Source organism: Bradyrhizobium sp. CFUWI (assembly GCF_056429085.1).
The window spans coordinates 221,819-246,532 of record NZ_JBWJZE010000004.1; the positions used below are offsets into that span (position 1 = coordinate 221,819).

The following is a 24,714-nucleotide window of genomic DNA, read 5'->3' on the forward strand; positions in this document are numbered from 1 at the left end:
GGCTCTCTTGTAGCGCCGCCAGCTCTCCTAGAGCATTGCTGAGACAACCCCTCTTAAGGCCTGGCCACCCGTAAATTTCCCAAGTGTCGGCCACGAAGCTCGCTGGTTTACTGGTTCGAACCGAGTGCCCGCAGCATGAAAACACCGAAGCCAAAGCAATGGGCTAAAGAGGAGACCCAACGATTGCTCAGGCTTGCCCGGCAGGGAGTCGGCGCCGGCAGAATCGCCGCCGAACTCGGCCGCTACGCGGGGTCCGTGAGGCGAATGGCCCGGAGGATGGGACTGCTGTTGAAGAAATAGTCATCGAGCGATTGTCGGTATGCCCTGCCCCAATGTGTCGCGCGGCTGAACCATACAGCTCAAATTCGGCCGATCTCCCGCATCATCCCCAACCTGGCGTCGGTATGGCGACCACAGAAGAGCGCGCAGGCCAGCCGCTGGGGTCACTGCTGTCGCCGAATGCCGCAATCGCCGTTCAATTCGCCTGGCGCTTTTGAACCAAAGCCCGCTCGATGAGGAAATCGTCCAACTTCCGACCGCTTCGGAGCTGCGGCTGCAGCCACCGCGGCAGCCTGCCGCGACCGGACCATGTCTCCGCCGGGTTCTTGGGATTGCGGTATTTGGGACGAACGGGCGGGTATGGACGGCGTTTACGATCGAACCCTGTGGCCTCCTCGGCTAGCCCAATCCTGTGAAGCCGTTCCTCCAAGTGTGCTTTTTGCGCCAAGATTTTCTGAGTAAGGCTGGCAGTGACCTGCTGGTGAAACATCCAGAGCTCATCAAGGGAGAGCGAATTGAAATGCGCGGCGTCCATGGCGAGATCCGAGGTTAAAGACGAAGGTCCCAGCACAAAAGTCTGAGATGAAGCAGCAGGCAAGCCGCCAGACCAATGATAATCGCACAATCCACATTTAACTGCGGGAGGTGGCGGGGAGAATGGCATGAGGGCGGTAATATCATGGCGGAGCATTTAATTTGCCGGGAGGAAGTAACGCCCACTGAGGTGGTAACCAGGATCGTGACATCCAGAAGCTTGCCCGCCAGTCAGCTGCGCTTTGGCCCGCTTAATTGGGCGCATGGCCGCCCTGCGGCCCGGCGCGCTGGGCTGGGGTATTAATTCGACCGACCAGCGACACATTTAATTCATTGCGCCGCCAGATTTAAGTCGTATCGGGGCCCATGTCGCCGCGAAGTCTCTGGTGGGGGCGCATTACCGGGAGTTTTCGATGTCCGGTCATTTGCAATATTTCGCCAGTTTGGTTCTTCTTGGAGGTCTTGCGGCGACACCTGCGCTCTCCAGCCCGTTTACTGACTTGTTCAATCCTGCTCCTCGCGAGCCCGCTGCAAGCTCTTCGGCGCGACCGGAATGCTTGGCACAGCCCGGCAACCCGCCCGGCGCCGGCCAGCGCTGGGTGTATCGGCGGGAAGGCCGCAGCAAATGCTGGTTCTTGGCCGAGGGCGTCGCGACGGCGCGAGAACCGGGTCATCGTCGCATCGCTAACCGCACCGTCAGGCCCGACCAGGACGACACTATGCGGCAAAGGCGGAGCCCCGTAAGCGATGCGCGCGCCGAGTTATCAAGCTCTGCGGCGGCGGGCGAGCCTCAACCGACGCCGCCGGCACGCGAAGTGAAGGTGGCTGATGCTACTTCTGTTTTCGATGCGGGCGCGCCAATCCTGATTCCGACGGCATCCGTCTCGGGTCTTCCCAACAGCCAACTCACGCCCGAGCAATCCGTGCCGCCCCAAGTCGAAGCGGAGAAGCTTTCCCCTGCCTCGCGAGCCGACTCATCTCCAGCTATGCCGATGGGCCCGCGCGATGAACAGCTGCTCGGCGAGGCGCGCAGCCGGACGTCAACTTGGCTAGGTGTGGCTCTGATGATGCTGGGGAGCTTCTCGATCTTAAGCGCGAGCCGCGCACTTAGGCACGCGCTGAGATTACGCCACTGATGCGCGGCATGCTGGCAGATTACCTCAAAGCTTCGGTGAACTCCTTGCGCGCTGATCTATCCGAATTGCAACACTTATAATGTTCCGCGCGTCTGCGCTCCATCTGGTACTGCCTCAGGGCGATGTTCGAGTATGATGCGGTCCCTCTTGTGCTTGGGACTGCCATCATGCGGTACAAAGTGTTCATGGTGGACAGCGGTCGGCGAGTGATCTGCGCTGCAAAGCTTGACTGCATTGACGAGCAGGCGGCGAGACGTCGAGCCGAGCAAATGCGTGGCGAGCACGACGTTGAGCTTTGGGACGGCGATCGACTTGTTGCGGTGTTCCGAAATGCATCGAATGAAGATCTTGGGCGAGCGCGCGATCCTGGATAAACGCCCGGTCTCGCCGCCGAGTTAATTCGAACGTTGTGAGCCACGCCAGCCTGGCGGTTGCCGGCACGTCGCAGAGACATACTCGCCCAGGTCGCTACTCCGCGCGATAAAGGCGTCGACCTTCCCCAGTTAATTGTAGATACGAGGATCGCGGGCCTCCGTGCGCAAAATCGCACCAGCGAGCCAACGAAGGTCAAGCTGCGACCCCGTCGGGTCTCCAGTCTAAACGGCTCTCGCTCTGCCGTCAGCTCTGGTACGCCGTCTTCGGCCCATTGTTCTCGCTTCTACGCGTCGGAGCTTACTTCGAAGCTTCTCCACCTCTCTAAGCTCCGCCACAAGCGCTTGCAGCCGCTCGCTCAGAACAGCACAAGTATAAATCTGACGCGTACGCGACATCACATGCCTCAGAAAACGGCTAGAAGTCGAAAGTCGCGGGAAAAGAACAAGACAAAGATCCGCTCAACCGAATCTCAATGAGCTGAAGCCGCAGCCGCCAGATGCTCCCAGTACTCTGCCTCTGCGAGCAGCCTCCAGCTTCTATCCGGTTGGAGCGCGGCAGTCTGTCGGCAAAGCAAAGCCATAGCGCGAAAGCGACGAGCAGCGTCCATTACGACCTCCCATGTTTTCTTTTCCCCAACATATTTTTCAATTTTGCGATGGAGTCATCACGATTATATCGAATAATCAAATTTATTATTGAATAGCAGGTAATTAAGTTCCGTTCGCGCGTGAACAGGAGTTGGTTTCGGTTTAAGCTTCGCATCGGTTTCGAATGCTAGTAGCCGGGGCCCTATTGCGCAGTTAAAGCGCACGAAAAGCCTGCGGGACAGCAACCTGCGAGACAGCAACACGAGATGCGAACCTTCGTGCGCGATCATCGATCTCAGAATAGCGACCGGCTGGGCACGGCAGTACGGCGCGGAAATTTGCCACGGCTCTTCGTCGGCATGTCGGGTTCACTAAAGCGGTTGGCGCGAGCGATGGGGTTGCTTCTTAATGACTAATTGAATGGCCCCATTAATCTTCGTCAACCGCGATCGGCGAGCGTCTTACCGCCTCAGTTCGCGTTGCTGTGCCCTCCACAGCAACCTCTCCTCGGAGAGGGCATCGACCACTATCAGGCTCTTCAGGCCCGTCCGCGACCTCGATGCTCAGTCTGCCATCGAGTGGCTCGTTGCTATCGACATCGCAGAACTCTCCTAGGACATGCAACCTGGATCTGCGGCATAGACTCCTGAACCTCCGACGTTCACGAAGGGCACGTCTTGCCAAAGGTGCTCGGCGCAATGGTCCGCAAAGCACCGTCCCCGCTTCGCGAACGAGTCTTGCTGGCGAGGCCCTGCATGGATCCCGAGGTCGTCAGCATGCGGCCTTCGACGGACGAGATGACGAAAGCATGAGGCGGCCTCCATCGACGCAGATGATGTAAGGATTGAGGGCCACAGACTGGCGATGGCGCCTTCAGAACCAGTTCGCGCACTGCTCCAGGAATGAGCACAAATTGCCTCACAATTGTCATAGCGCTTCCACTGCATCGCAATATACTTCGTCTAGCAATCAATAATGTCAGGCGAACTTTCGATGATCAGACATGCGGTCCGCATGCTGGCCGTAATGTATTGCGTTTGCGGCCAGCCCGCCTACTCGAACTATGAATCTCAAGCGGTGATGCCACCGCTATCATTCTCACAATTCTGCATTCAATATCCCGAGGACTGCCAACGTCACGACGACCGCAGGATCAGAGACTTCCGCTCCTCAGTTCAACGTTGGCGAGAGCTCGCTCAGATCAATTCAACGGTGAATTTCGGCATAGCGCCGAAAGATCTGCCCGTAGGCCGACGTGACGCGGAATGGCGGATATTCCCCGACGAAGGCAATTGCGGCGACTATGCCGTCACCAAGCGCCATCTGCTGCTGCGATCCGGCTGGCCCAGCTCGGCGCTCCTTCTTGCAGAGGTCATCATCCGTGCAACAGGCGAGCACCACCTTGTGCTGCTCGTGCGCGAGGGAAAAGCGGTCCTTGTACTTGATAACCTCAGTCCGGTGGTTACGCCGCTCGTGGACGTCTTGGACAGATACATCCTCGTGCGGTCGGAATCGGGAACAGAACCCCAGCGTTGGATACGCGAAGTTGCTGCTTTCTAGCAAGCTAACAGCCGGCAGCTAAAGGCTTCCTCGCGGATTTCTTCTATTGGTAAGCAGCCCCAAGGTTACCATAGCGCGGATTCCGAAGCATCTGGCAGGCCGAGGGAAGGCCGTTAATCTAAGCTCGAATTTCGGGCGATCTCACCCTCCCTAACCAAGTCAATTTCATGTAAGCACAAGTCTCAAATTTTGGGATCGATATGACAAAAAAACGAGCTCTGATTACTGGCGTTACTGGCCAGGATGGCGCCTATTTGGCCGAACTTCTTTTGCAGAAGGGATATGAGGTCCATGGCATCAAGCGCAGGACCTCCCTGTTCAACACAGATCGCATCGATCATCTGTATCTCGATCCGCATGAGCCCGATCCGCCCTTCCGCCTCCACTATGGCGATCTAACGGACTCCTCGAGCCTGATCCGGATCGTCGGCCAGGTGCAGCCCGACGAGATCTACAATCTCGCGGCACAGAGCCACGTTGCCGTTTCGTTCGAGGAGCCGGAATATACTGCAAACTCCGACGCCCTCGGCGCGCTGCGCATCCTCGAGGCCATGCGCATTACGGGATTGGAAAAGAAGGCGCGCTTCTATCAAGCCTCAACGTCGGAGCTGTACGGCTTGGTCCAGGAGATCCCCCAAAAGGAAACCACGCCGTTTTATCCTCGATCGCCCTACGCCGTCGCCAAGCTCTACGCCTACTGGATCACGGTCAACTACCGTGAGGCCTACGAGATGTATGCCTGCAACGGCATTCTCTTTAACCACGAATCTCCAGTCCGCGGCGAGACCTTTGTGACCCGAAAGATCACGCGTGCTTTGGCGCGGATTCACTTAGGCCTGCAGGAGAGGCTTTATCTCGGCAATCTGGATGCCCTGCGCGATTGGGGACACGCGCGTGACTATGTCGAAATGCAATGGCTGATGCTGCAGCAGGACAAGCCGGAGGATTTCGTCATCGCTACCGGCGTGCAACACTCCGTCCGAGATTTCGTGAATGTCGCGGCGAACGAAGTCGGCATGACAGTTCGCTGGGAAGGAAGCGGCGTCGACGAGAAGGGATACGATGCCAAGACTGGCAAGTGTGTCGTTTCAGTCGATCCCCGCTATTTCCGCCCGACCGAAGTCGCGACGCTCCTCGGCGATCCATCCAAGGCCAAGCAGAAACTGGGCTGGGAGCCCAAGACAACGTTCGAAAGCCTGGTTCGAGAAATGATGAAAGAAGATCTCGAATCCGCAAAACGCGACGAACTGATCAAGCAGCACGGCTTCAGATATTATCCGCGCCACGAATAGTCTTCGTCGGCCGGGGAATCGATCCAAGCAAATGAGCGCCCACCGCGGCGCTCATTTTTTTGAATCATTCCGGAACTTAGACCAAGGGCGATGGAATGCCTCGCGACCGAACGGCATCGTCCACGGGAACCCCAATGTCGTCGGCGGCGCCTTTCAGGCCGGGATTCTGCTGCCCTATCGCATTGCCCTGCCCTGCCATGGCCTCCGACCATCGGTGCACAATCGTGCGACGATCCCAACGATCGACGGCGCGCCTTCTTCCTTCCGCACCGAAATGTTCACAGAGAGCCGGCGCTCCGCTGAGTTGGCAGATCGCAAGCTCAAGAGCGGCCGAATCTCCGGGTGGAATCACAATGCCCGCATCCGTGACTTCCGCCGCAAGACCCGTACCTTCTTCAGCCATCGCGATGACAGGCCTAGCGGACGCGAAGATTGCGCCGAGTTTCGAGGGCAACACCAGATCGGCGGCCTCAGCCTTCTGCGGAATCAGATGAAAATCGGCCGTGGCCATCAATTGATTGAAGCTATCGACCGGCTGAAGCCCGAGAAAATGGATATTGCGATGTCCGGTGGCGAGCTGCTCCAGCCTCGTTTTATGAGGCCCCTCGCCTGCAAGGATGAAGTGGATGTGCGGTTGGCTTTTCTCCAATCCAATCGCGGCCTCGATCACGAGTTCGAGCCCTTGCTTGTTGGACATTGTTCCAGAGTAAAGTGCAACAATATCGCTCTCGCCCAGCTTCAGGTCCTGACGGTATCTGGTCATCCGCGAACCCGGGCAGATCGCACTGGTGTCAATCCAGTTTCTCACCTCGGCTGTCTTGTCGGGACCCAGCCCTTTGATTCTCAGCCGCTCCACCATCGCTTGAGAGATGGTCGAAACATGATCGAACGATCTGAGGATCGCCGCCTCAGCTTTCAGCATCCATTTTCGCAAGTTAGGATTGCGCAACAGACCAAGGTCGAACGCCGCATCGACCTCGAAATCCTGTACATGGAGCCATGATTTGGCACCGACGCGACGGGCTACGAACGACACGAAAGCAGCCGACATCAGCGATGGCGCCACGGCGATCATAATGTCGGGTCGCCAGGATAGCGCCTGAAAGAGGACCGGCGCCGCGCTCGTGAGCGCGAATGAAGCATGATGGACCAACCGTTTTGCGCCCGAGGGATGTCCCGGCACATAAATCGGCGTACGCGTCACCTGAACGCCGCCAATTTCTCTCGATCTGAAGTACGACGACTTGAACGCCGGGGGAATCTTCCAGGCCGGATAATAGGGCGGCGCCGTAATGACCTTAACTTCATGCCCCTCGGCGGCCAGACTTTCGCAGAGCTCGGCGTTGTATTTCGCCACGCCGATCAGATCGGGGGCATAGTTGATGCCGACCAAGAGAACACGCATAAAGCCCCGCCCAAATCAAAGTTCAGAATAAAAATATTTTGCAGTTGAAGTCGTCTACTCAGCGCGTTGCGCTGACTTCCAGATGGCGTCCGTAGCCCTTCAAAAAATCTGCGTAAGCGGCCGCGAGACCGACCCGCAGAGCAACGTTCGGTCGCCAACCAAGCCCACGAATTCGCGAGCTGTCCAGAAGCTTGCGCGGCGTGCCGTCGGGCTTCGACGTATCGAAAATCAGCTTGCCTTCGTAGCCCACGACCTCGGCGACAGCCGCTGCGAAATCCGCAATCGACACCTCGTCGCCACTACCGACATTGATCGGCAGGTCACTCGAATAATTCTTCAGTAGAAAGACGCAGGCGTCCGCGAAATCATCGACGTTGAGAAATTCGCGAAGCGGCGTGCCCGTGCCCCACACGGTGACTGTCGGCGCCTTGGCGAGCTTGGCTTCGTGGAAGCGCCGAATCAGCGCTGCGGGCACATGGCTATGATCCGGATGATAATTGTCGCCGCGGCCGTAGAGATTGGTCGGCATAGCCGAGATGAAATCATCGCCATATTGGCGACGATACGCCTGGCACATCTTGAGGCCGGCAATCTTGGCGATTGCATACCACTCGTTGGTCGGTTCAAGCGGCCCCGTCAGCAATTCGCTTTCGGCGATCGGCTGCTTGGCGTGCTTGGGATAGATGCAGGACGAGCCGAGGAACAGCAGGCGCTGCACACCAACCGCGTGACTTGCGCGAATCACGTTCAACTCCAGCGCAAGGTTGTCGCAGAGAAAGTCGACCGGAAAATTGTTGTTGGCTGCGATACCGCCGACCTTCGCCGCGGCGTGAACTACGACCTCGGGACGATTGGCCTCGAGCCATTTCAGCGTGGGCTCTTCCTTTGTCAGATCGAGTTGGCGGCGATCGGCTGTCAGGACGGTGCAATTCTCGGACGCAAGCCTGCGGACGACAGCCGATCCGACCATGCCGCGGTGACCCGCGACAAAGACACGTTTGCCCGAGAGATCGTAGGTTGCAGCCCCTGTCATCGTATCCTCTACAAGCGTTCGGTTCGCCGGATCATCAGCGATCCAGTTACCGCCGCATTACGCAATCACGCTGCCGATGCAGCCCCGCCGAACAGCTAACACAATCTTCACCATGCGACAGCCTGTCCCGGCCGGACAAAGATATTCATGATGAACCTGCGCTGCGCGCACAAAAGGTCAGCACACAATGAAACAAAAACGAGCAAGGCAGCCGCATCGGCTATGCGGCTGCCTTGGAAGATCGTTGAAAACGGCAGCCGCCGCTCGGGCTAGCTCAACCTCAGTATGCCCGGCGCAAGACAGGGCCGACAGGCGCGCAAACCCGGTCCATGTACCAGCCATAGGGCGTCTCGACCCGCACCAGGGGGCAACGGCGCCACGGCACATACCGATAGGGATAGGGCTGCGCCCAGAACGTCACAGGCGTCGCCTGGCTCTCGCCCGTGAGCAGGGCTGCCGGTGCCGGCATCTGCATCGCGGCGCTCGCTCCGCTCGCCGCGCAGAAGGTAACAGTTGCGGCCAAAAGGCCTGCTCGGATCAACGTCTTAAACATCCAAAATAACTCCTCGCCCCTGCGGATTTGATCCCCGACCGTACTCGTCAGATCCCAGCCGACCGACGTCGCCGGTTCGCAGCGCCACTCCGCGACCAGCCCAAATAGTGAACCGAACTTTACCAAGGCCACCGCCGGAAATGCAACCGGTGCCGGGGCGGCCGAGCGACTTTTGGGACGATATGGCGCGCAGGTGTGGCTTCTTGGTCCTATTTTTCCTCGCTCCAGGCGCCCGGGGCAGCGAGGTCGGGTGAACGGCGGTACACATCCCGGAGGAATTGGTAGTTGACGGTCTGAGCCAGAGGCACATCTTCCTCGCCGAGCTTGGCGAAGAGGAGGATGTCCCGCAGCGTCCGCCAGCGGCTTTCGTCGTAGTCGCCGATACGTCCGCCCGTCGGGAGCACCAGCGGGCGCTGCTGCTGCAGCTCGAATCTGAGCCGCTCGGGATTCAGACTGCCAGGTCCGGCACCGGCGAGAACGGGCACGCTCCGTGCATAGTCCGCGTAGGTGAATTGCCATCCTCGAATGAGGCCCTGAAGGACATCGGCAATCGTGGATGGCTGTTCATGGACGAGAGCATTGCTCGCGAAGTAAACCAAGCCAGGAACATGGATACCATAGTCTTGCGGCTTGATGACATTCAGCTTCACGAAGGCCGAACTGGTGGGATCCGGTTGCGCGTCAATTGCGGCGATGATGGCATCCACCTCCCCGGCTCGCAGAGCATCGAAGCTGTCGCGGTCAGCCACCTTGGTGATCTGGCTTCGGGGCAGTCCGAGCTGCGCCATCATGGCATCGAAAACGACGTCTCCCTCGCTCGCCCTGCGGTATCCCACACGCTTTCCGACCAGATCAGCCGGCCGCCGCAGGCCCGAGCTTTCCAGCGTGAAGATCGCCACGGAGGTATCGAGAAAGCTCGCGGCAAAGGCCGTCACGGGAACGCCGCGCCAGGTTGCCAGCAGGAACTTGTGGCCGCTCGTCACGCCGATGGCATGTTGACGTGCGACAATTTGGACGAAGTCTGGATCGGATTGGGCCGCCAGCTCGATGCGGGACGAGAAATAACTCTGCCTGGATGCAGAGAGTTCGCCCGCAAAGCGCGCGCCATGTGGCCCGTCGAGGAGGAGCTTCACCGCGGCGGCAGTCGGAGCCGTCGGGGCCCGTACGGGTGCCACATCGGGGCGAAGAAGGAGAAGCGCGGTCCCGACCAAGGCCAAGGCAGCAAGGCCAATGGCGAGGGTGCGCTTCCCGCTCGGCCGGGTTCGTCGCCGGGACTGGGTTCGAGGCAACGAGATCTTCCTAACGGGTTGCGAAAATTAACATATCAGCCGGGGCGGGATGGGCTACAATGCAGGCTTGTGGGGTAAGGTTAACTTTTCCTTCGCCTTGTTTTAACAGCGATTTTGACCGATAGCACGGCTGTTCGGGTAATGAATATTGCGTCGATGGATTTGGCAGGATGACTATTCTTTCCACAAGGCCGGTGCCTGTTGCTGATTCTACGGCGAAAATTGGTGTGGTCGAGCCGGCGGCGGATGCGACTTCCGGATTTTCACCGAACTGGCTGCGACCTGTGGTTGTCGAGCGGGCGATGGCGGTCATCGACGCGGCGCTGGTCATGGTCAGCGGCATCGGCTGCGCGGCCGGCTATCACATCGCGACCGCGGGCACGCTCGGCAAGGCGGATGTCTATGCGGCGGCGAGCGTGCTGGTGGCGATCAATTTCGTGCTGCTGACGGTGGTGCAGCACGGCTACCGGCTGAAGAACATCACCAACCTGCCGCGCACCTTCCGGCTGACGCTGACGACCTGGACCGGGCTGTTCGGGGCGCTGCTGGCGATCGCCTTCACGATGAAGGTCAGCGAGGAGTTTTCGCGCGGGACCACGATCTCGTTCTACCTGGTCGGCCTCATTGTGCTGCTGGCCTGGAAGATGATGGCGGCGCGCTGGACCGCGCATGCCTTGCGCACCGGCGCCTTCGCCAACGGCCGCGCCATCATGATCGCCGAGTTCGGCCTTGCCAGCTCCTCCAACGCGGTCGACGACCTCGGCCAGCACGGCTACCGCCTGGTGCGGGTGATGGAGATCCCGCCGAGGGACCTGGCCTCGCCGCTGCTGCTGTCGCAGCTGGCGCCGCGCTTCGAGGAGCTGATCGCGTTCGCGCGCGAGCAGCGGATCGAGCACGTCTTCCTGCTGATGAACTGGAGCCGGCAGCACGCGATCGACAGCATTCTGGACGCGCTGAAGATCCTGCCCATCCCCGTGCATCTGGTGCCGGACCCCAACGCGGCGCGGTTCCTGCGCTATCCGCTGGTCTCCACCGGCAACACGTTCACCGCCGAGCTGCGCCGCGCGCCGCTGTCCTGGAAGGAGCGCGCGCTGAAGCGGATGCTCGACCTCGTCGGCGCGAGCCTTGCGCTTTTCGTGTTCGCGCCGGTGATGCTGGTGACCGCGATGCTGATCAAGCTGAGCTCGAAGGGCCCGGTGTTCTTCCGCCAGACCCGCCACGGCTTTGGCGGGCGCGCGTTCATGATCTTCAAGTTTCGCACCATGCGCGTGCTGGAGGACGGCCCGACGATTCGGCAGGCAGAGAAGAACGACCCGCGCGTCACGCCGATCGGCAAATGGCTGCGCAAGACCTCGATCGACGAGCTGCCGCAGCTCTTCAACGTGCTCAAGGGCGACATGTCGATGGTCGGCCCCCGCCCGCACGCGGCCGCCCACAACGACGAATATGAGCAGATCATCGGCAACTACGCCTTCCGCCACCACGTCAAGCCCGGCATCACCGGCTGGGCCCAGGTTAATGGTTATCGCGGAGAAACCCGCACGCTCGACCTGATGCAGAAGCGCGTGGAGCATGACCTGTGGTACATCAATAATTGGAGCGTGGCGTTGGATCTCAAAATCTTGGTTCGAACAATCGTATTGGGCTTCAGGCAAAACACAGCCTATTGATGCTGGGTACAACGAGATGCAATCATACGCGCGGCAGAAGGCGACATGAAGGATCTGAGCTCTATATCAGGCTACAAATACGACGACGCCGAGCTGAACGATTCACATTCACATTTGGTGCCGTCGCTGCTCTCCTTCTTGGATAGCGTCGGTCAGCCTGGAAACAATTTGAGATTGATGGATCTTGGATGCGGCAATGGCTCAATCACTGAGCTCTTGCATAGGCGCGGGTATTCTGTCGTAGGTGTCGATCCCTCCGAGGAGGGAATCCAACTTGCCAGAGCAAGATATCCGCATCTCACAATTCATCGCGGTTCTGCTTACGACGACTTGGCAAAAACCTATGGCAAGTTCGACGTCGTAGTCAGCCTCGAAGTGGTCGAGCATGTCTACAGCCCGCGCGAATACGCAGATGCAATTTACAATCTACTCGTTCCTGGCGGAATAGCCATTATCAGCACCCCGTACCATGGCTACCTCAAGAACGTCGCGCTTGCCTTGAGCGGAAAATTGGACAGGCATTTTACTGCGTTGTGGGATCACGGCCATATCAAGTTCTGGTCCATTCGGACTCTAACAAAGCTTTTGGATGAAAAAGGATTCAAAGACATCCGCTTTAGGCGCAGTGGACGGGTTCCGGTGCTCGCAAAGTCGATGGTCGCCTGCGCGCGGAAATAGACTGGACTCGCTGCACGCATCGCCCTGCGAAAATCTATCTGTGCTCCGGCTTCTGCGCGGTCCCTCCAGCAACACGCAACCACGCCCTCGCGTCATGAAGCCAAATGAGCTCTAGCCAAGAACCAGGGGACTCAATCTTCCATTCGTCTTGACCGGAACCTCGGATGGCAATCATACCAACTCCATTCGAGGCTTCAGTGCGCACTACTCTGCAAGTTGCACCTGAACAGGAACCGGGCCGAGGAAGTACCAAGCGCTTATTCCCCGTCAAATCCTTTGAGAATACCACCTCCACCTTGCTGGCGCGTGGGAGTTCAAACTCATCATCGGCCGGATCGAGCAGCAACGTAGGCGCGACGTTATGGAAGTTATTTTCGTAGGTAGCCTCGACCCGATATCCGCTCATACTTTTCTGATTTGTACGAAGCGGCAGTGGGCTCAAAAGATTGTAGGAGCTATTCTTTCCGCCGAGTGAGATTCGATCCCAGGCTCCAAAAAATCCAAAACTCTTATCGATGATGTGAGCAACGACAATGTCACTCTCATAAGCATTGATAATCCGAAATGAGGATTGCCCCGAACCACCAGACGTCAACGAACCTTGTATTGTCCACCCCTGACAAAACAATGAACAGCGGCTTGCACGGAGTACACAGACCTCCTTTGCCTCGGGCAAGAGCGCCTTCTTGTGCTCGATATGCACGCTAAGAATAGAGCCGTAGCATTGCTCAAGCGAGATGTCTTCAAACGAAAATCCCTCTATATCCAATTGCGATAAGAAGACCTCGCAATCCCAAATCCGGATGTGAGGCTCAACTGCAGGTGCTCGATAGTGATAGATCCCGATATCTTGGAGAGTGAGGCTGAGTTGGCCAGCGTTCGTCTTGCGCGGCTGGATAAAAATGGCCGCTCCAGTGAAGTTTCGAAAGCGACAGTCGACAATCGACGCGGCCCAAATGAGAGGATTATTGAAGAGGCCTGGGAGATAAGAACTAACGCCACGGAAACCCCCATTGAAATGACAGCTCTCGATTCGAAACCCCCAGCCTCCACCGCCTCCAATTGCAATTGCTATTGATTTCGTATTGTTGCTTCCTTGAAGTTCACTCCATTCGAAACGGAAGCCGGAAATGGTCCACTCTGCCCCTTCAATTTCAAGGATCGGACAATTGGCTTTCGCCTGCTTCAAAACCGCAAAATTGCCGACTACTCGAACTCTGTTTAGCTTCGCCGATACGGAGCCATCGAGAAGATAAGTGCCTGCCGGGAACTCCACCGCGGTCCAGATTCCGGCTAGAGTCGTCTGGGAGCACTTTCCCAAGCATCGAGCAACCGCTTCTGTATCGTTGTGAAGTCCATCGGCATATGCCCCGAACCACCTCGGATTCAACTCTCCATCCGGAATTCGCAACCATCGCCCCTTGCTCGACAGCTCCGACGCAAAGACCAATCCAAGGTCAGGCTCGGAATTCGAATCCGAGCTCCATGCAAAGATACCGCCTCCACCGTCGCCTGCTGTGTGATACCCAAGACAAACAATTGATTCCGAGAGAGGCGCAAGTTTAAGCGCCGAAACGTCGGAAATAGTCCTTATTTCTCCACCCCGAAAGACACTCTCACTCGCTGTCGCGACCTTCGTTGCCGTTCCCGCTCCCATCAAGAAACTGCCTGCAATCAACTCCCGACGCCTCATTGCGCTGCTCCTAAGGGAACCGGGTTCTTACTACCCATTCTTATGACTGAGCTTAGATGTCCTAGGATCATTCTCCTTTGCAGGATAAGCGTAAGCATCGTCGTCACCACAAATGCCAATGAGCTACACAGCAAGCTAATTATACTAGCTGGCCCGGATCCACTACTGAGGTGGACGATCATTGCCGCAATCGTACCCAATGCAGAAGCCAAGCACGGCAGCCAAAGAATACGTGCTACAGATGACCATGTCATTCCAAGCATGGTAAACATGAGCATCAAGGTGCCCACGAATACGACTGTCGAAAACATAAGATACACCCAACACAGTTGAACAATGTTCCAGCCAAACCAAGCGACAGCCGTAAACAACAACAGCGTCAGAACTGTAGTAGCCAGATTAAGCAAGAAGAGGGACTTGGCGCGCCCCCGTATCAGCATTGTCGGCCCAATGTAAGAACTGAGCGATTGTAGCGCCCCTATTGGTGCGAGAATGGCGACAATCTGCGCAGCAAGCTGCCATTGAGGACCCAGCACGTACGGTAGGATGTATGGCCCCTCAATGACAAGGAAGGCGGTCGCAGGAAAGGTTGCAGTAGCAGTAAGGCAAATGACCGAGCCAACAACCTTCCTTGCCTCTCCTGCGTCCGGTCGCAGCCTGCTGAATGTTGCCAAGAGCACACCTGATGCAGGCCAGGTAAGGACCATGAGCGGCAACACGATGAATTGGTAGGCAAAAGCATAAGCACCGAGCGCCGCAGGCCCAAGCATCGCACCAATTATAATATTGTCGCCATTTCTGAAGAGAAACGTGAGGAGGCTAGAACCAAAGACCCAGCTTCCGAAACTTAGAAGGCGCCTTGTAGACGACCAGCGAAGATTCGCCCTAATATCAGAACAAGAAAGTAGGAAGAAACCTGCAAACCGCACCGCTTGTGTAATCAAGTGAAAAGCTACCAAGCTCCAGACGCCCGCCTCTTGCGCCGCAAGGATCAGCCCACAGAGCGCCCCTGAAGAAATCGCGATTGCTTCGATCGCCGCGAGCGATCGGTACGCTAACTTTCGCTCAACCAATGCCCTCGGCACTATCGTCGCTAGGGAGAGTAGCGGGACCACCGAGAATGCAACGATGATGGGCCGGACCGCCGCTGTCCGAGGATCCGGAAGCATCCACAATGCGACATTGACAGCCAAGCTAAGCAGCAAAGCAACGAAAACGCTTAAGGTAAATGCGGCTCCCGCTTCATGCTCTCCCAGATCGCGATCGCGCACAACCGCAGTCGATAGCCCGAAATCCCCAAGCAGGATCACTAGAGTAACCAGCGGAAGAATGAAGTTAACTATGCCGAATTCGGCAGGCGCCAAATAGTGAGTAAGCGCTACGTTGAAGAGAAATTGGAGCAACGCTCGGTAAACGTTTAGCCCCGACGAGGATATTAAGTTAGCTAGCATGTTGGACGCCTAGATCGCCAGAAGGCAAGATCGACAGTGCCATCTGTGTATCCGGTTAGAATCGACTTTGAAAACCAAATATGCTATTCATCCGAAAAGACATAAGGACACCTTTCAATCAATGAATATCGAGCAAAGAAATCGCCTACGGCGCATTGCCAGCGTCGTCGATCCCAATCGTTTTCTCAGAGATGGCATAAGAAATCTACGGGGGCACTGGGCCTATCGCGGGCTGAATGTACTATCTGCGAGCCAAGGAAACGCTGCGCTTAAGGAGATTGTCCAGGCAAGCGCGGCAGCGAGCGTTGGCAAGATTGGCGCTTCCGAGCTCAAGGTTCTTAACCAGTACATTTCAGCGCCTCAAGGTGGGAGCCGTTACGACGAGAGGATTAAGGAGGAGATCTTTGTTCATTCCGGGGTCTTCCCAACAAATGACGATCTCTTAGATCGATACGCAGCAGCGATGCTGACTGCCTTAAGCGCGGTAGACCTTCTTGCAGTTTGGTACAATCCGGGCGAACGCCAAGTCGTGGAGCGCGCCTGTCGAAACGCAACCCTTTGCGAGTTAACCGGACTGGAGTCGTATTATTTTCCAGATCCATGGACGTCGGCGCTACGTGGAAAGCGCGTTCTGGTGATATCTCCATTCATCGATTCGATTCAGGCACAGTATCGTCGGCGAGGTTCCGTCTGGAAAGCTCAGCCTGATGTTCTACCCGACTTCGATCTCGTCACTCTGGCGTGCCCTCAAAGTCCCGCACTTATACCGAGTGCAGATAGTAATTGGTTCGAGGTTTTTGATCGGCTGCAGAACTCAGTCGCCAAGTTGGATTTCGATGTAGCCCTTATCGGAGCGGGCGCACTCTCAATTCCTCTGTGCGCGGCGATCAAGGCCTCCGGCAGGATCGCCGTACATCTCGGCGGGCAGCTCCAGATCTTGTTTGGAATTAAGGGACGACGATGGGATTCTCATCCCGTTATCTCGAAGATGTTCAATGAAAATTGGACACGCACACTCCCCCACGAAAGCCCCCCCGATCGCAACAAGATCGAGAACGGAGCTTATTGGTGAATACACTTGCGAGAGTAGACGGAAGGCAGAAAACCTTTTGCTTCGTTGTTTCGGGTGATGAAACGTACGGAGTTAGGAGGCTTACTCTCTCCCTAATCGCCGCTCTGGTCAAACTCGGAGTAAATTGCCGAGTCATTTCGATGGCGTCAGGGCCCATGGCAAATGACTGTTCCGAGGCCGGCGCAGATTGTGAGATTCTCTCTCTCGGGGTCCCTCCAAACTTTGGAGCGGGATTTTGGCAATCCATCGGAAGAATGGTTAGTCTGGCACTCTATCTCAAACGCGCGGTTAAGGCCGTCTCTCAACGAATTGGTCAATTGGAGCCCGACGCTGCGGTCGTGAGAATGCCGAATCTGGTGCCCATTGCGAGCATGGCCGCACACAGCGTCGGCGTAACAACTTATTGGATAATCCCGAACGCAATCAGCGATGACTATCCCTTCAGGTTGAACAAATGGATCTATGATTTTTGGTTCTACTGGTATTCCGTAAAGCCCTTGGCGAATAGCGCCTTCACTAGCAAAACCCTCTTGAATCGAAAAGTGAAAAGCGCTGTTTTCTATCTCGGAATAGACTCGCGAGGGTTTTCCAAAGAATCTCACTCGCCAATTCAGCGTGCCTCGTTGGGCCTCAACGAGAGGGATCTAGTCTTTGGAATATTTGCACGTTTGGTTCCTGAAAAGGGACAAGAACTCATTATTCGGTCATTAGCTGATGGAGGACATGAATTCGAGTCCATCAAGCTGCTGTTGTGCGGTGGCCCGTATGAAGCCAAATACCAGCAGCGTCTCGTTGGCTTGGTGCGGTCCTTAGGCCTGGATGAGCGCGTAATATTTCTGGGGCCGGTTAAAGAAGTGGCACCCGTCTGCATGACGTGCGACGTCGTCGTGAACTCCCGAATCGATGCCGAGCCTTTTGGGCTCTCCGTCATAGAAGCGATGATGCTGGAAAAGCCGGTCTTAGCTCACTCCTTAGGAGGGCCATCTGAGACGGTCGTCGATGGAGTAACCGGCTGGTTATTTCACGAGCCAACCGTGAGTTGCGTAAAAGAGGCGATTCGCCGAACACTGAAAGACAGGGATAACTGGGCGCGAATGGGGCAAGCTGGCAGATCTAGAGCAATAGAACACTTCGACATCGCCCGCGTTGCCGCCGATCTTTGCGGGCTCGTCGAAAGTACGCCAAGCCCTTCCAAGAACATGTCACAGGCAGGCTGACTTGGGAATACACGTACTGTGGCTTGCAAAGGCCTTTCCGTACGAAGACTCGTTCGGCGGGGACCTTGTCTATTCGAAAGGACTGATGGAAGGGCTCATAGCGAACAACGTCGCATTGACAGTTATTTGCTTCGCGGAAGTCTCATCAGAAACACGAACAACTGCTCACGGAATTCGCTGGATCAAGATCCCATTGCAGCATCGCCCTCGCATTCTTAGCATATTGTCAGCCCTCCCCAGCATCTCGCATCGTTACGCCTCAGAACGTTACAATGAAGCACTTCGTGAGACGCTCAAAGCTGAGAGATGGTCTGCAATTATACTGGACTCGATCGCAATGGGCGTTTTGCTGCCCAATCTTAGGCAGACCAAAACCCCAAAGATCTATCTCGCCCATAACGATGAAACCATTGTACGACGCCAATTCGCACGAACGGCGCGCTCTAAATTTCGCAAGGTCCCGTTGCTCTGGGATGCGAAAAAGGCTGAACTGCTAGAAAAGGACATTTGCAATCGAGTAGATTGCATCGCAACAATCACCGAACAGGACTCCACTACGTTTCGCAAGCGACATCCGCTTGTCGAAACGGTGGTCTGTGCCCCTGGATATTCAGACATCCCTCAATCACTGCCTGATTTTAGGGGCACACGAACAAGAACTGTTGTTTTGCTCGGCTCACTGCACTGGGCTGTTAAACAGCAAAACCTGGAGAGCTTCCTTGAGTGCGCTTACGAGCCATGTTTGAAGGAGTCGGTAAGCATTCGAATTGTCGGTGATACTCCTCCACAATTTGCGGAAAGAATGCTTGTACGATTTCCCGGGATCGACTTTCGAGGCAAAGTCAAATCGTTCGAAGAGCATCTGGCGGATTGTCGAATTGGCCTCGTTATTGATGAACTTGGCGGCGGCTTCAAACTGAAGATTCTAGATTATATCTTCAATGGGATTCCCGTCGCTGGTCTAATCCACGCCATGGAAGGATCTCATCTAAGACCAGGGACTGACTACATCGGATCGGACACAACTGAGGAACTGGTCTCCAGCATACTGAGATCAGTAGATGATATTGATCGACTCGCTTCACTACGTAATTCTGCATATGCACACAGCAAGACGCAGCACTCCTGGAGAGGATCGGCAGAGTCTCTTCTACAAGCCATCCAGATCACCGAGGGTACACTGAGAAGGCCAACGCCAGATGAGCACTAGATCGCTGGCTGCTAGCCGAACCGTGCATGAAGTCTCGCAACGTAGCACCGACACCTTGCTTATGCTCTACTTGCTTGGGGCATATACCGGAGTTTCTATCTACAGCGGCACGCAGATACTTGTGCCTAGCGTAGCCTGCATCGCTATCGCAGGTGTTCTTTACTTCCTCAAATGGCCGAGCATCCCACGCCGATATATCAGCACAATCTATGCGCTGGTCGTGATGTTTACGATTCAATATGCGATCAGTGCCGTCAGATACGGCGATCAAGACGGAGTCATGCTGCGGGCAACGATCAATCAGATCGCTTCAATCTTGATTGGCTTCTCTCTAGTATTGCTCTCTTTCCAACTTTCGGCTGCGCGCTTCTCGAGAGTATTGAAGTATTTCTGGCTCTTCCTGGTTGTCGGCGCAACGCTCGAGCAATTCGCTGGTCTCGGGATAGTCAGCGATACTTTCCGCTCTCTGGTTTATCCAAAGAGCGCTTATGTTGCTGACATAAGAGACATGCAACTATTTGGCGGCGTTAGACCAAAGGTATTCTCCCTTGAACCTTCTTTCGTTGGCATTTGGTTTACAGCGACGATGGCTGCATGGTTGGCCGGCACTGACGCGAGACCGTTTAGCCCTAGGTTCTATGCGGCCTTGGTGACCTGCCTGTGGATGGGATATGTGGTCCGAAGCTCGACGATTGCATTTGTCGCCCCTCTATACGTCGCACAGATACTGCTGCTTCCTTCCTCCAGGGTAAGGCGCTATGGCGACCAAGTTTCCAGGGCAGCCATCGCCACAGCCCTTGTTGGCGCCTTCATCCTGGTTGGAGTGATTATTGAATCCCTTCCCCGTGGATTGGCCCCCGAATTCGTATATGGCGATAGCGTTTATGGGCGCTTGATCGCCCCTCGCTTGGTAACTCAAGCCATTCTGGCCGACTCACCCGTTACCGGCACCGGTCTCGGAAACCAAGACACACTTTTTACAGCAACTTTGCCGGTCTATCTTTCTAATCGGCTCGCATTCACAGGAGGCTACTTGGAAGCCTCCTCGGCGCGATCATTGATTACAAATAGCTTCTTCTTGCACTGGATTTATCTGGGAATAGCGTTTGGCTTAACTGCTGCAGCCGGGTACGTTAGCTTATTGCGCTCAATTCAAATCGAGTCCGTTTCTTACGTCGTCGCGACCGTCTCGATAATATGGTTCTCGATCGGAGGCTACGTCACGGTCCAATGCTGGACCCTCTTCTTTTTGTTTGCCACCGCAGCTCGATACCGTGACAGGGAGTTCAAGATTTCCCGCCAAGGACCCCGCTCAGCCAGCGAGGCGACATAGTCCTCAGAATATTCGGTAGACGCATCAGGCCATCCAAATATCTCTCGTCGGAAACGATGACAAGATCGCAATGGACAGGAGGCACTTTCATATCAGACAGCGTTCCGCCCGAGAGCACATGAACTATGCCCAAAGTCCTCAATTGAGCAACAAAGGCATCTGGATCGGTATTCGCCCTTTGTAGAGAAAGCCGATCGAACTCAACTATCCCTCCGAACGAGGCCGCCCTCCGCAACGTTCGCTCCATTCCTAACATCACCTGTCGTTCATATCCTTCAACGTCGATCTTGAATAGCAAGTTCCGATCGGAGACGGCCTCGACGCAGTGATCGATCGTTGAAGTCGAAAGGTTCAACCTTTCGTACGATTGCTCGCCTCCTCCCTTGAATCCGGAATCTTCGATCTCACCAACAACGGACGAGGTACCAGACCACTTTCTATCGATCACAAATTCAACAGAGCCGGCACGATCCGACACCACCTCGCTGTGAACAATAATATTCTCGCGATTTACATGAGTTGAAACACTTCGATCCAAATACCGTCGGACGTGCGGGTTTGGCTCGAAGAGATGAACCTGTGATTGTTCGGAATATTTCAGTGAAAGCGATATCTCGCCATAGTTGGCGCCGATATCAAGCACAACGTCGGGACGGATCCTCTTTGCGAGCCCGCGCCAAACTAGAGAGACACGAGGCTGCGTAACTCCAGAGCTTCTTAAAACGGATTTCCCCCGATTGTCTGAGGGATCAACAAAAAGCCTACACCGGCCGAGAAACGTTATGTGCGTTTGGGCTGGCAGCGAACCGAATAGTACCGCGTTTCGCAAGCTACGGACAAAATCATTGGCCAAAGTTCAATCTCCGGTTTGGCTTCGAAATACGAGCATTGACACGCTCATTTTTGGCTAATCGAGTAACGGAACGTGCTTACACCACGCATCGTACCAAGAATGATGTCGGCTCGTTTATAAGCCGGCAGCACAACATCTTTGCAATGATCCGTGCTGAAGTAGCAGACTTTCGCACTGATCTGCCTGAGACAATTGTTCTTCAGGCTGACCACATGGTCCAACATCTGAGGATTCACAACATGTGCGCGTGAGGCTGCTTCGACGTCTAGGCATGGTCGACCGAGCGCATCGCGCAGTGATGGAGTTCCCGTTTGCTCAGCCGGCCCCTGCATCGTTAACCTCGGCGGCGAGTTCGTCTGCGATCGAACCGGCATCGCAAGCGATGAGAGGAAGATCACGATTATCAGGTGGCTTTTGCTCACCCACCGATTTAAATCCATCATCACCTCCAAGGTCGTTCGTCGACCGAGATGCCAGCTATGGGTAACTTGATGCCCTCGGCCGCCAACCGCTTGTAAAGATCTTGCCTCGAAACGATGTCGGCAGAGACAAGAGCCGCTAGTAGTCGCTCGCGGTATGGCCACCCAACCCCGATCAGATTGAGTGCCGCATCTTCGACAAAGCCGGCATCGACCATCTGCTCAAACTCTGAAATGACCGCGGACTGAGTGGCATCATCCAGCGTTGGGAAAATGCCGAGAGACAATCGATTACGCCGAAGCGAAATCCATCCCTCTCGAGGCCCCGCTGCATAAGATTGATTGAGGGAACGGAGATTTTGAAGATCGAACCCGCCACGAGTGGTTTCAATCGAATAGAGCATGAGCCAGAGGAATGAGTCGTTGGGGCTGACCGCAAGAGCCGATCTCACGTCCTCTGCGGCGGCTGGTATGTTGCGATCGGCTTGCTCCGAGCTTCCGCGTAACATCGCTTCTTCCGCTAGCCGAAGCTTGACCAGGGCTACAGCACGCAAAAGCCCTGAGGGCGAAAGCGCGCCGGCTTGCTCGCTCTCAATTCCGGCCAACACATTCGCCAGAGCGCCTAGCTTAAATCGATCGTCAGCGACGATCCTTGCCGCAATGTCACCAGCCGGCATCATCTTCCAGATCACAGGCAGGGTGGTGATCGACCAGATCGCGCTATTGAGGCCGCCCGCGAACAGCAGACACCGCAGCACCGCAAGCCCGTAGCTCAGCTTACTATTCCACATACCCGTAACGGGCATAGTATTTCTGGTAGTAGTATCGACCGTGGTACGACTCGTAGCGGGCGAGCGCTTGCGTATCGGCTTTATTCAGAACGACCCCAAGCAACTTGTTCTGGATTTCTGGCGAGCCTCGCAAATTGTGCCTAACAACATCAATATTGGTCTTCCCCCACTCCACAACGAACACATAAGAATCGACGAAAGAAGACGTGACGCGGACGTCGACTACAGGCGCCATCGGCGGCATGTCTACGACCACATAATCGTATTTCGATCGAAGGAGCGTGATCAACGAGTGCATCGCCTTTGAGGCCAAGATCTCATTGGTGTGGAAAAGTTTCGAGGTGATGCCCGCCGGCAGGATTGAAAGCTTTGTTTCGGGATCAACAGTTAACGCGTCTTCAAGCTGCACTTTGTTGGCGACGACATCTACAAGACCGATCTTGGCATCGGGCACCAAGGCACGTGACAGTGATGGATTGCGCAAGTCACCATCAACCAAGATCACGCGTGCACCTCCATGCGCCATCAACTGCGCGAGATTTGTTGATAGCGTGCTCTTGCCCTCGTTTGGTAGCGTCGAGGTGGTCGCTAAAACACGATTCTCGCGCACGATAGAATTAAGGTCCACTGCTACTTTGAGCGAACGTACAGCTTCCGAAAACCGCGATAACGGATTCTCGATCACATAGCGGAGCAGATCTGGCTGCGGATTGCGCTTCCGGGTAAACTTAGCGCCAAGCTTAGATCCTGAAGCTGCGCCACCGAGGGCCGGCAGAATGGCGATGCAGTTCGCTCCCAGCACTTCTTCCACCTGCCCGGTAGTTCTGAAGACCTTGTCCGTGAGTTCACGCGCCATCGCCGCACCGAAGCTCAGTATTAGGCCGCCGAACACCGCAATAGCGAGGACAATCAATGTTTTCGGAAAGCTTTTCACCAGCGGCGTGCTCGCCGCGCTAATCACGCGTGCCTCCGTGATGGGGAATGATTGCTGTTGTACGCTTTCCATGTAGCGTTGCAGGAAGTTGTCGTACATCGCCTGGTAGGATTGCGCGTTACTCTCGAGCTCACGCAGCTGCACCTGAGCTTGATTGGTAAGCTGAGATTCCGAAACGACGTTGGCGAGGCTCGACTTAATCGCCTCCTCGCGAGTCTGGGCGATGTCGTAATCGCTCTTGTAGGATTCCTGGATCCGCTTGAGCTCGTCGACGATGTTCTTCTTGATCTCGGCCATCTGGCGGCGAAGGTTGACGGCAGCCAAGTGATCCGCTCCGTATTTCATCGCCCAGATCGATTCCTTGGAGGCCATATCGACATATTGGCCGCGCAGCTTGACAATCGTGTCGTTCTTTAGCGCGTCCGCGACGCTGGCGTCCGGAATCTCCTGTTTGAGGATATCATTAATGCGGTCCATCCGCGCCTTGGCCTCGGCAGTGGCCGCATGCGCCATCACCAGCTGGCTGTTCACCTCGGCGAGTTGCTGCTCGTTCATCAGCCGGCCGCCGGTATCAACGATGTTGTTGGCGGTTTTAAAATCCACTACCGCCTTCTGCGCGGCGGAAGCCTGGGTACGCAGCTCCTTGATGCGGTCCTGCAGCCAGACGCTGGCCCGGCGGGTCGCCTGGTACTTGGCCTCGAGGGAATCGACGATATAGGCATCCGCAATCGCGTTGGCGATGCGCGCCGCCTTAGCCGGGTCCTTTGAGGTGAAGCCGATCTCCATCACATAGGTCAGGCCGAGCCGCTTGACGGTGCGGCTCTTCTCGAAGCGCTCCAAGGCCTTGCGCGTCAGCTCGAATTCGGATGGCGCATGCCCATCGGAAAATAGGCCGGCGACCGCGCCGACCACCGTGCCGAGCAGGCCGCCTCCGGCGCGGGTAAATTCGGGATCATCGGTCAGGTGCTGGTCGCGGATCACGGCGAGGCTGATGTTCTCGGATTTCAGGATCTCGACCTGGGTTTCCACCGTCGCGGAATCCACCGCGATGTCGCCGAGCACCGATTGCTGCTGGAACAACTGCACCTTGCGGGTGTCGATCACCATCGAGGCGGTGGAGGTGAATTGCGGCGCGGCGGTGAAGAGATAGAGCAGCGCCAGGATCACGCAGGCCGAGACGATCGCGACCATGGTCGGGAACTGGCGCCTGATAATGTCGAGATAGGAGGTCAGCGTCTGCGACGGAGAGCCGTCGGCCTCGGCGAAATCACGGTTGATCTCCGAGGTCGGCTTGTTCACCTGCAACATCCAGTAATTCCTGAAAATGGATCGATCTGTGGTCTTGGGATC

At 56.1% G+C, this 24,714-nt stretch carries 21 protein-coding genes; 9 read left to right on the plus strand and 12 right to left on the minus strand.

Annotated features, from left to right (window positions below; genetic code table 11):
• Window positions 1-475: 475 nt before the first annotated feature.
• On the minus strand, window positions 476-814 hold the full coding sequence (locus tag AC066S_RS11465; protein WP_126262111.1) for an H-NS histone family protein: 339 nt from the start codon (window positions 812-814) through the stop codon (window positions 476-478).
• Between the two features lie 412 nt (window positions 815-1,226).
• Between AC066S_RS11465 and AC066S_RS11470 the strand changes: the two genes are divergently transcribed.
• The 3 genes from AC066S_RS11470 (at window position 1,227) to gmd (ending at window position 5,763) form a co-directional block, all read left to right on the plus strand.
• Complete coding sequence (locus AC066S_RS11470) at window positions 1,227-1,949, plus strand: hypothetical protein (RefSeq protein ID WP_478269693.1); 723 nt, start codon at window positions 1,227-1,229, stop codon at window positions 1,947-1,949.
• A 1,937-nt stretch (window positions 1,950-3,886) separates the two neighbouring features.
• Window positions 3,887-4,471, plus strand: coding sequence for a transglutaminase-like cysteine peptidase (locus tag AC066S_RS11475; RefSeq protein ID WP_478269694.1), 585 nt, complete (start codon window positions 3,887-3,889; stop codon window positions 4,469-4,471).
• 200 nt (window positions 4,472-4,671) lie between these two features.
• Window positions 4,672-5,763 carry a GDP-mannose 4,6-dehydratase gene (gene gmd, locus AC066S_RS11480; RefSeq protein WP_126262108.1) on the plus strand — a complete coding sequence of 364 codons (1,092 nt, stop codon included), beginning with the start codon at window positions 4,672-4,674 and terminating at the stop codon, window positions 5,761-5,763.
• Between the two features lie 76 nt (window positions 5,764-5,839).
• Here gmd and AC066S_RS11485 read toward each other — a convergent pair whose 3' ends face one another.
• The 5 genes from AC066S_RS11485 to AC066S_RS11505 form a co-directional block, all read right to left on the minus strand.
• On the minus strand, window positions 5,840-7,168 hold the full coding sequence (locus AC066S_RS11485) for a WcaI family glycosyltransferase (RefSeq protein ID WP_478269695.1): 1,329 nt from the start codon (window positions 7,166-7,168) through the stop codon (window positions 5,840-5,842).
• Between the two features lie 58 nt (window positions 7,169-7,226).
• A complete protein-coding gene (locus AC066S_RS11490) occupies window positions 7,227-8,201 on the minus strand; it encodes a GDP-L-fucose synthase family protein (protein WP_126262106.1) in 975 nt (324 codons plus the stop codon).
• A gap of 280 nt (window positions 8,202-8,481) precedes the next feature.
• Window positions 8,482-8,754 (minus strand): hypothetical protein, encoded by a 273-nt coding sequence (locus AC066S_RS11495; RefSeq protein WP_235885170.1) that lies wholly within the window; start codon window positions 8,752-8,754, stop codon window positions 8,482-8,484.
• A 209-nt stretch (window positions 8,755-8,963) separates the two neighbouring features.
• Window positions 8,964-9,887 (minus strand): ABC transporter substrate-binding protein, encoded by a 924-nt coding sequence (locus AC066S_RS11500; protein WP_235885169.1) that lies wholly within the window; start codon window positions 9,885-9,887, stop codon window positions 8,964-8,966.
• Window positions 9,888-10,053: 166 nt separating this feature from the next.
• Window positions 10,054-10,356 (minus strand): hypothetical protein, encoded by a 303-nt coding sequence (locus AC066S_RS11505; RefSeq protein WP_478269696.1) that lies wholly within the window; start codon window positions 10,354-10,356, stop codon window positions 10,054-10,056.
• On the opposite strand from AC066S_RS11505, the gene AC066S_RS11510 reads away from it, so the two are divergent.
• Together AC066S_RS11510 and AC066S_RS11515 are read left to right on the plus strand one after the other, a co-directional pair.
• Window positions 10,346-11,713 (plus strand): undecaprenyl-phosphate glucose phosphotransferase, encoded by a 1,368-nt coding sequence (locus AC066S_RS11510; RefSeq protein WP_478269697.1) that lies wholly within the window; start codon window positions 10,346-10,348, stop codon window positions 11,711-11,713. The two genes, AC066S_RS11505 and AC066S_RS11510, sit on opposite strands and share 11 nt — an antisense overlap.
• A gap of 45 nt (window positions 11,714-11,758) precedes the next feature.
• The gene (locus AC066S_RS11515) at window positions 11,759-12,391 is read left to right on the plus strand and encodes a class I SAM-dependent methyltransferase (RefSeq protein WP_478269698.1); all 633 of its coding nucleotides are present in this window, start codon (window positions 11,759-11,761) and stop codon (window positions 12,389-12,391) included.
• A 34-nt stretch (window positions 12,392-12,425) separates the two neighbouring features.
• Here AC066S_RS11515 and AC066S_RS11520 read toward each other — a convergent pair whose 3' ends face one another.
• Entirely contained in the window at window positions 12,426-13,667 is a 1,242-nt protein-coding gene (locus AC066S_RS11520; protein WP_478269699.1) for a hypothetical protein, read from the minus strand.
• Between the two features lie 413 nt (window positions 13,668-14,080).
• Window positions 14,081-15,535 carry an oligosaccharide flippase family protein gene (locus tag AC066S_RS11525; protein WP_478269700.1) on the minus strand — a complete coding sequence of 485 codons (1,455 nt, stop codon included), beginning with the start codon at window positions 15,533-15,535 and terminating at the stop codon, window positions 14,081-14,083.
• Window positions 15,536-15,602: 67 nt separating this feature from the next.
• Between AC066S_RS11525 and AC066S_RS11530 the strand changes: the two genes are divergently transcribed.
• The 4 genes from AC066S_RS11530 to AC066S_RS11545 all read left to right on the plus strand — a co-directional run bounded on the left by AC066S_RS11530 (window position 15,603) and on the right by AC066S_RS11545 (window position 20,367).
• Entirely contained in the window at window positions 15,603-16,607 is a 1,005-nt protein-coding gene (locus tag AC066S_RS11530) for a hypothetical protein (RefSeq protein WP_478269701.1), read from the plus strand.
• A 155-nt stretch (window positions 16,608-16,762) separates the two neighbouring features.
• Window positions 16,763-17,824: a glycosyltransferase family 4 protein gene (locus AC066S_RS11535; protein ID WP_478269702.1), complete on the plus strand. Its 1,062-nt coding sequence runs from the start codon at window positions 16,763-16,765 to the stop codon at window positions 17,822-17,824.
• A gap of 85 nt (window positions 17,825-17,909) precedes the next feature.
• Complete coding sequence (locus AC066S_RS11540) at window positions 17,910-19,034, plus strand: glycosyltransferase (protein ID WP_478269703.1); 1,125 nt, start codon at window positions 17,910-17,912, stop codon at window positions 19,032-19,034.
• Window positions 19,024-20,367 (plus strand): hypothetical protein, encoded by a 1,344-nt coding sequence (locus tag AC066S_RS11545; protein ID WP_478269704.1) that lies wholly within the window; start codon window positions 19,024-19,026, stop codon window positions 20,365-20,367. Before AC066S_RS11540 ends, AC066S_RS11545 begins: the two co-directional genes overlap by 11 nt.
• Here AC066S_RS11545 and AC066S_RS11550 read toward each other — a convergent pair.
• From AC066S_RS11550 to AC066S_RS11565, 4 genes are all read right to left on the minus strand, one after another.
• Window positions 20,321-21,010: an FkbM family methyltransferase gene (locus tag AC066S_RS11550; protein WP_478269705.1), complete on the minus strand. Its 690-nt coding sequence runs from the start codon at window positions 21,008-21,010 to the stop codon at window positions 20,321-20,323. The genes AC066S_RS11545 and AC066S_RS11550 overlap by 47 nt on opposite strands.
• Before the next feature lie 254 nt (window positions 21,011-21,264).
• Window positions 21,265-21,672: a hypothetical protein gene (locus AC066S_RS11555; RefSeq protein WP_478269706.1), complete on the minus strand. Its 408-nt coding sequence runs from the start codon at window positions 21,670-21,672 to the stop codon at window positions 21,265-21,267.
• Window positions 21,663-22,430, minus strand: a complete 768-nt coding sequence (locus AC066S_RS11560; RefSeq protein ID WP_478269707.1) for a hypothetical protein — start codon at window positions 22,428-22,430, stop codon at window positions 21,663-21,665. Before AC066S_RS11560 ends, AC066S_RS11555 begins: the two co-directional genes overlap by 10 nt.
• Window positions 22,420-24,672, minus strand: a complete 2,253-nt coding sequence (locus tag AC066S_RS11565; RefSeq protein WP_478269708.1) for a polysaccharide biosynthesis tyrosine autokinase — start codon at window positions 24,670-24,672, stop codon at window positions 22,420-22,422. The genes AC066S_RS11560 and AC066S_RS11565 overlap by 11 nt, the downstream gene beginning before the upstream one ends.
• Between the last annotated feature and the right edge of the window lie 42 nt (window positions 24,673-24,714).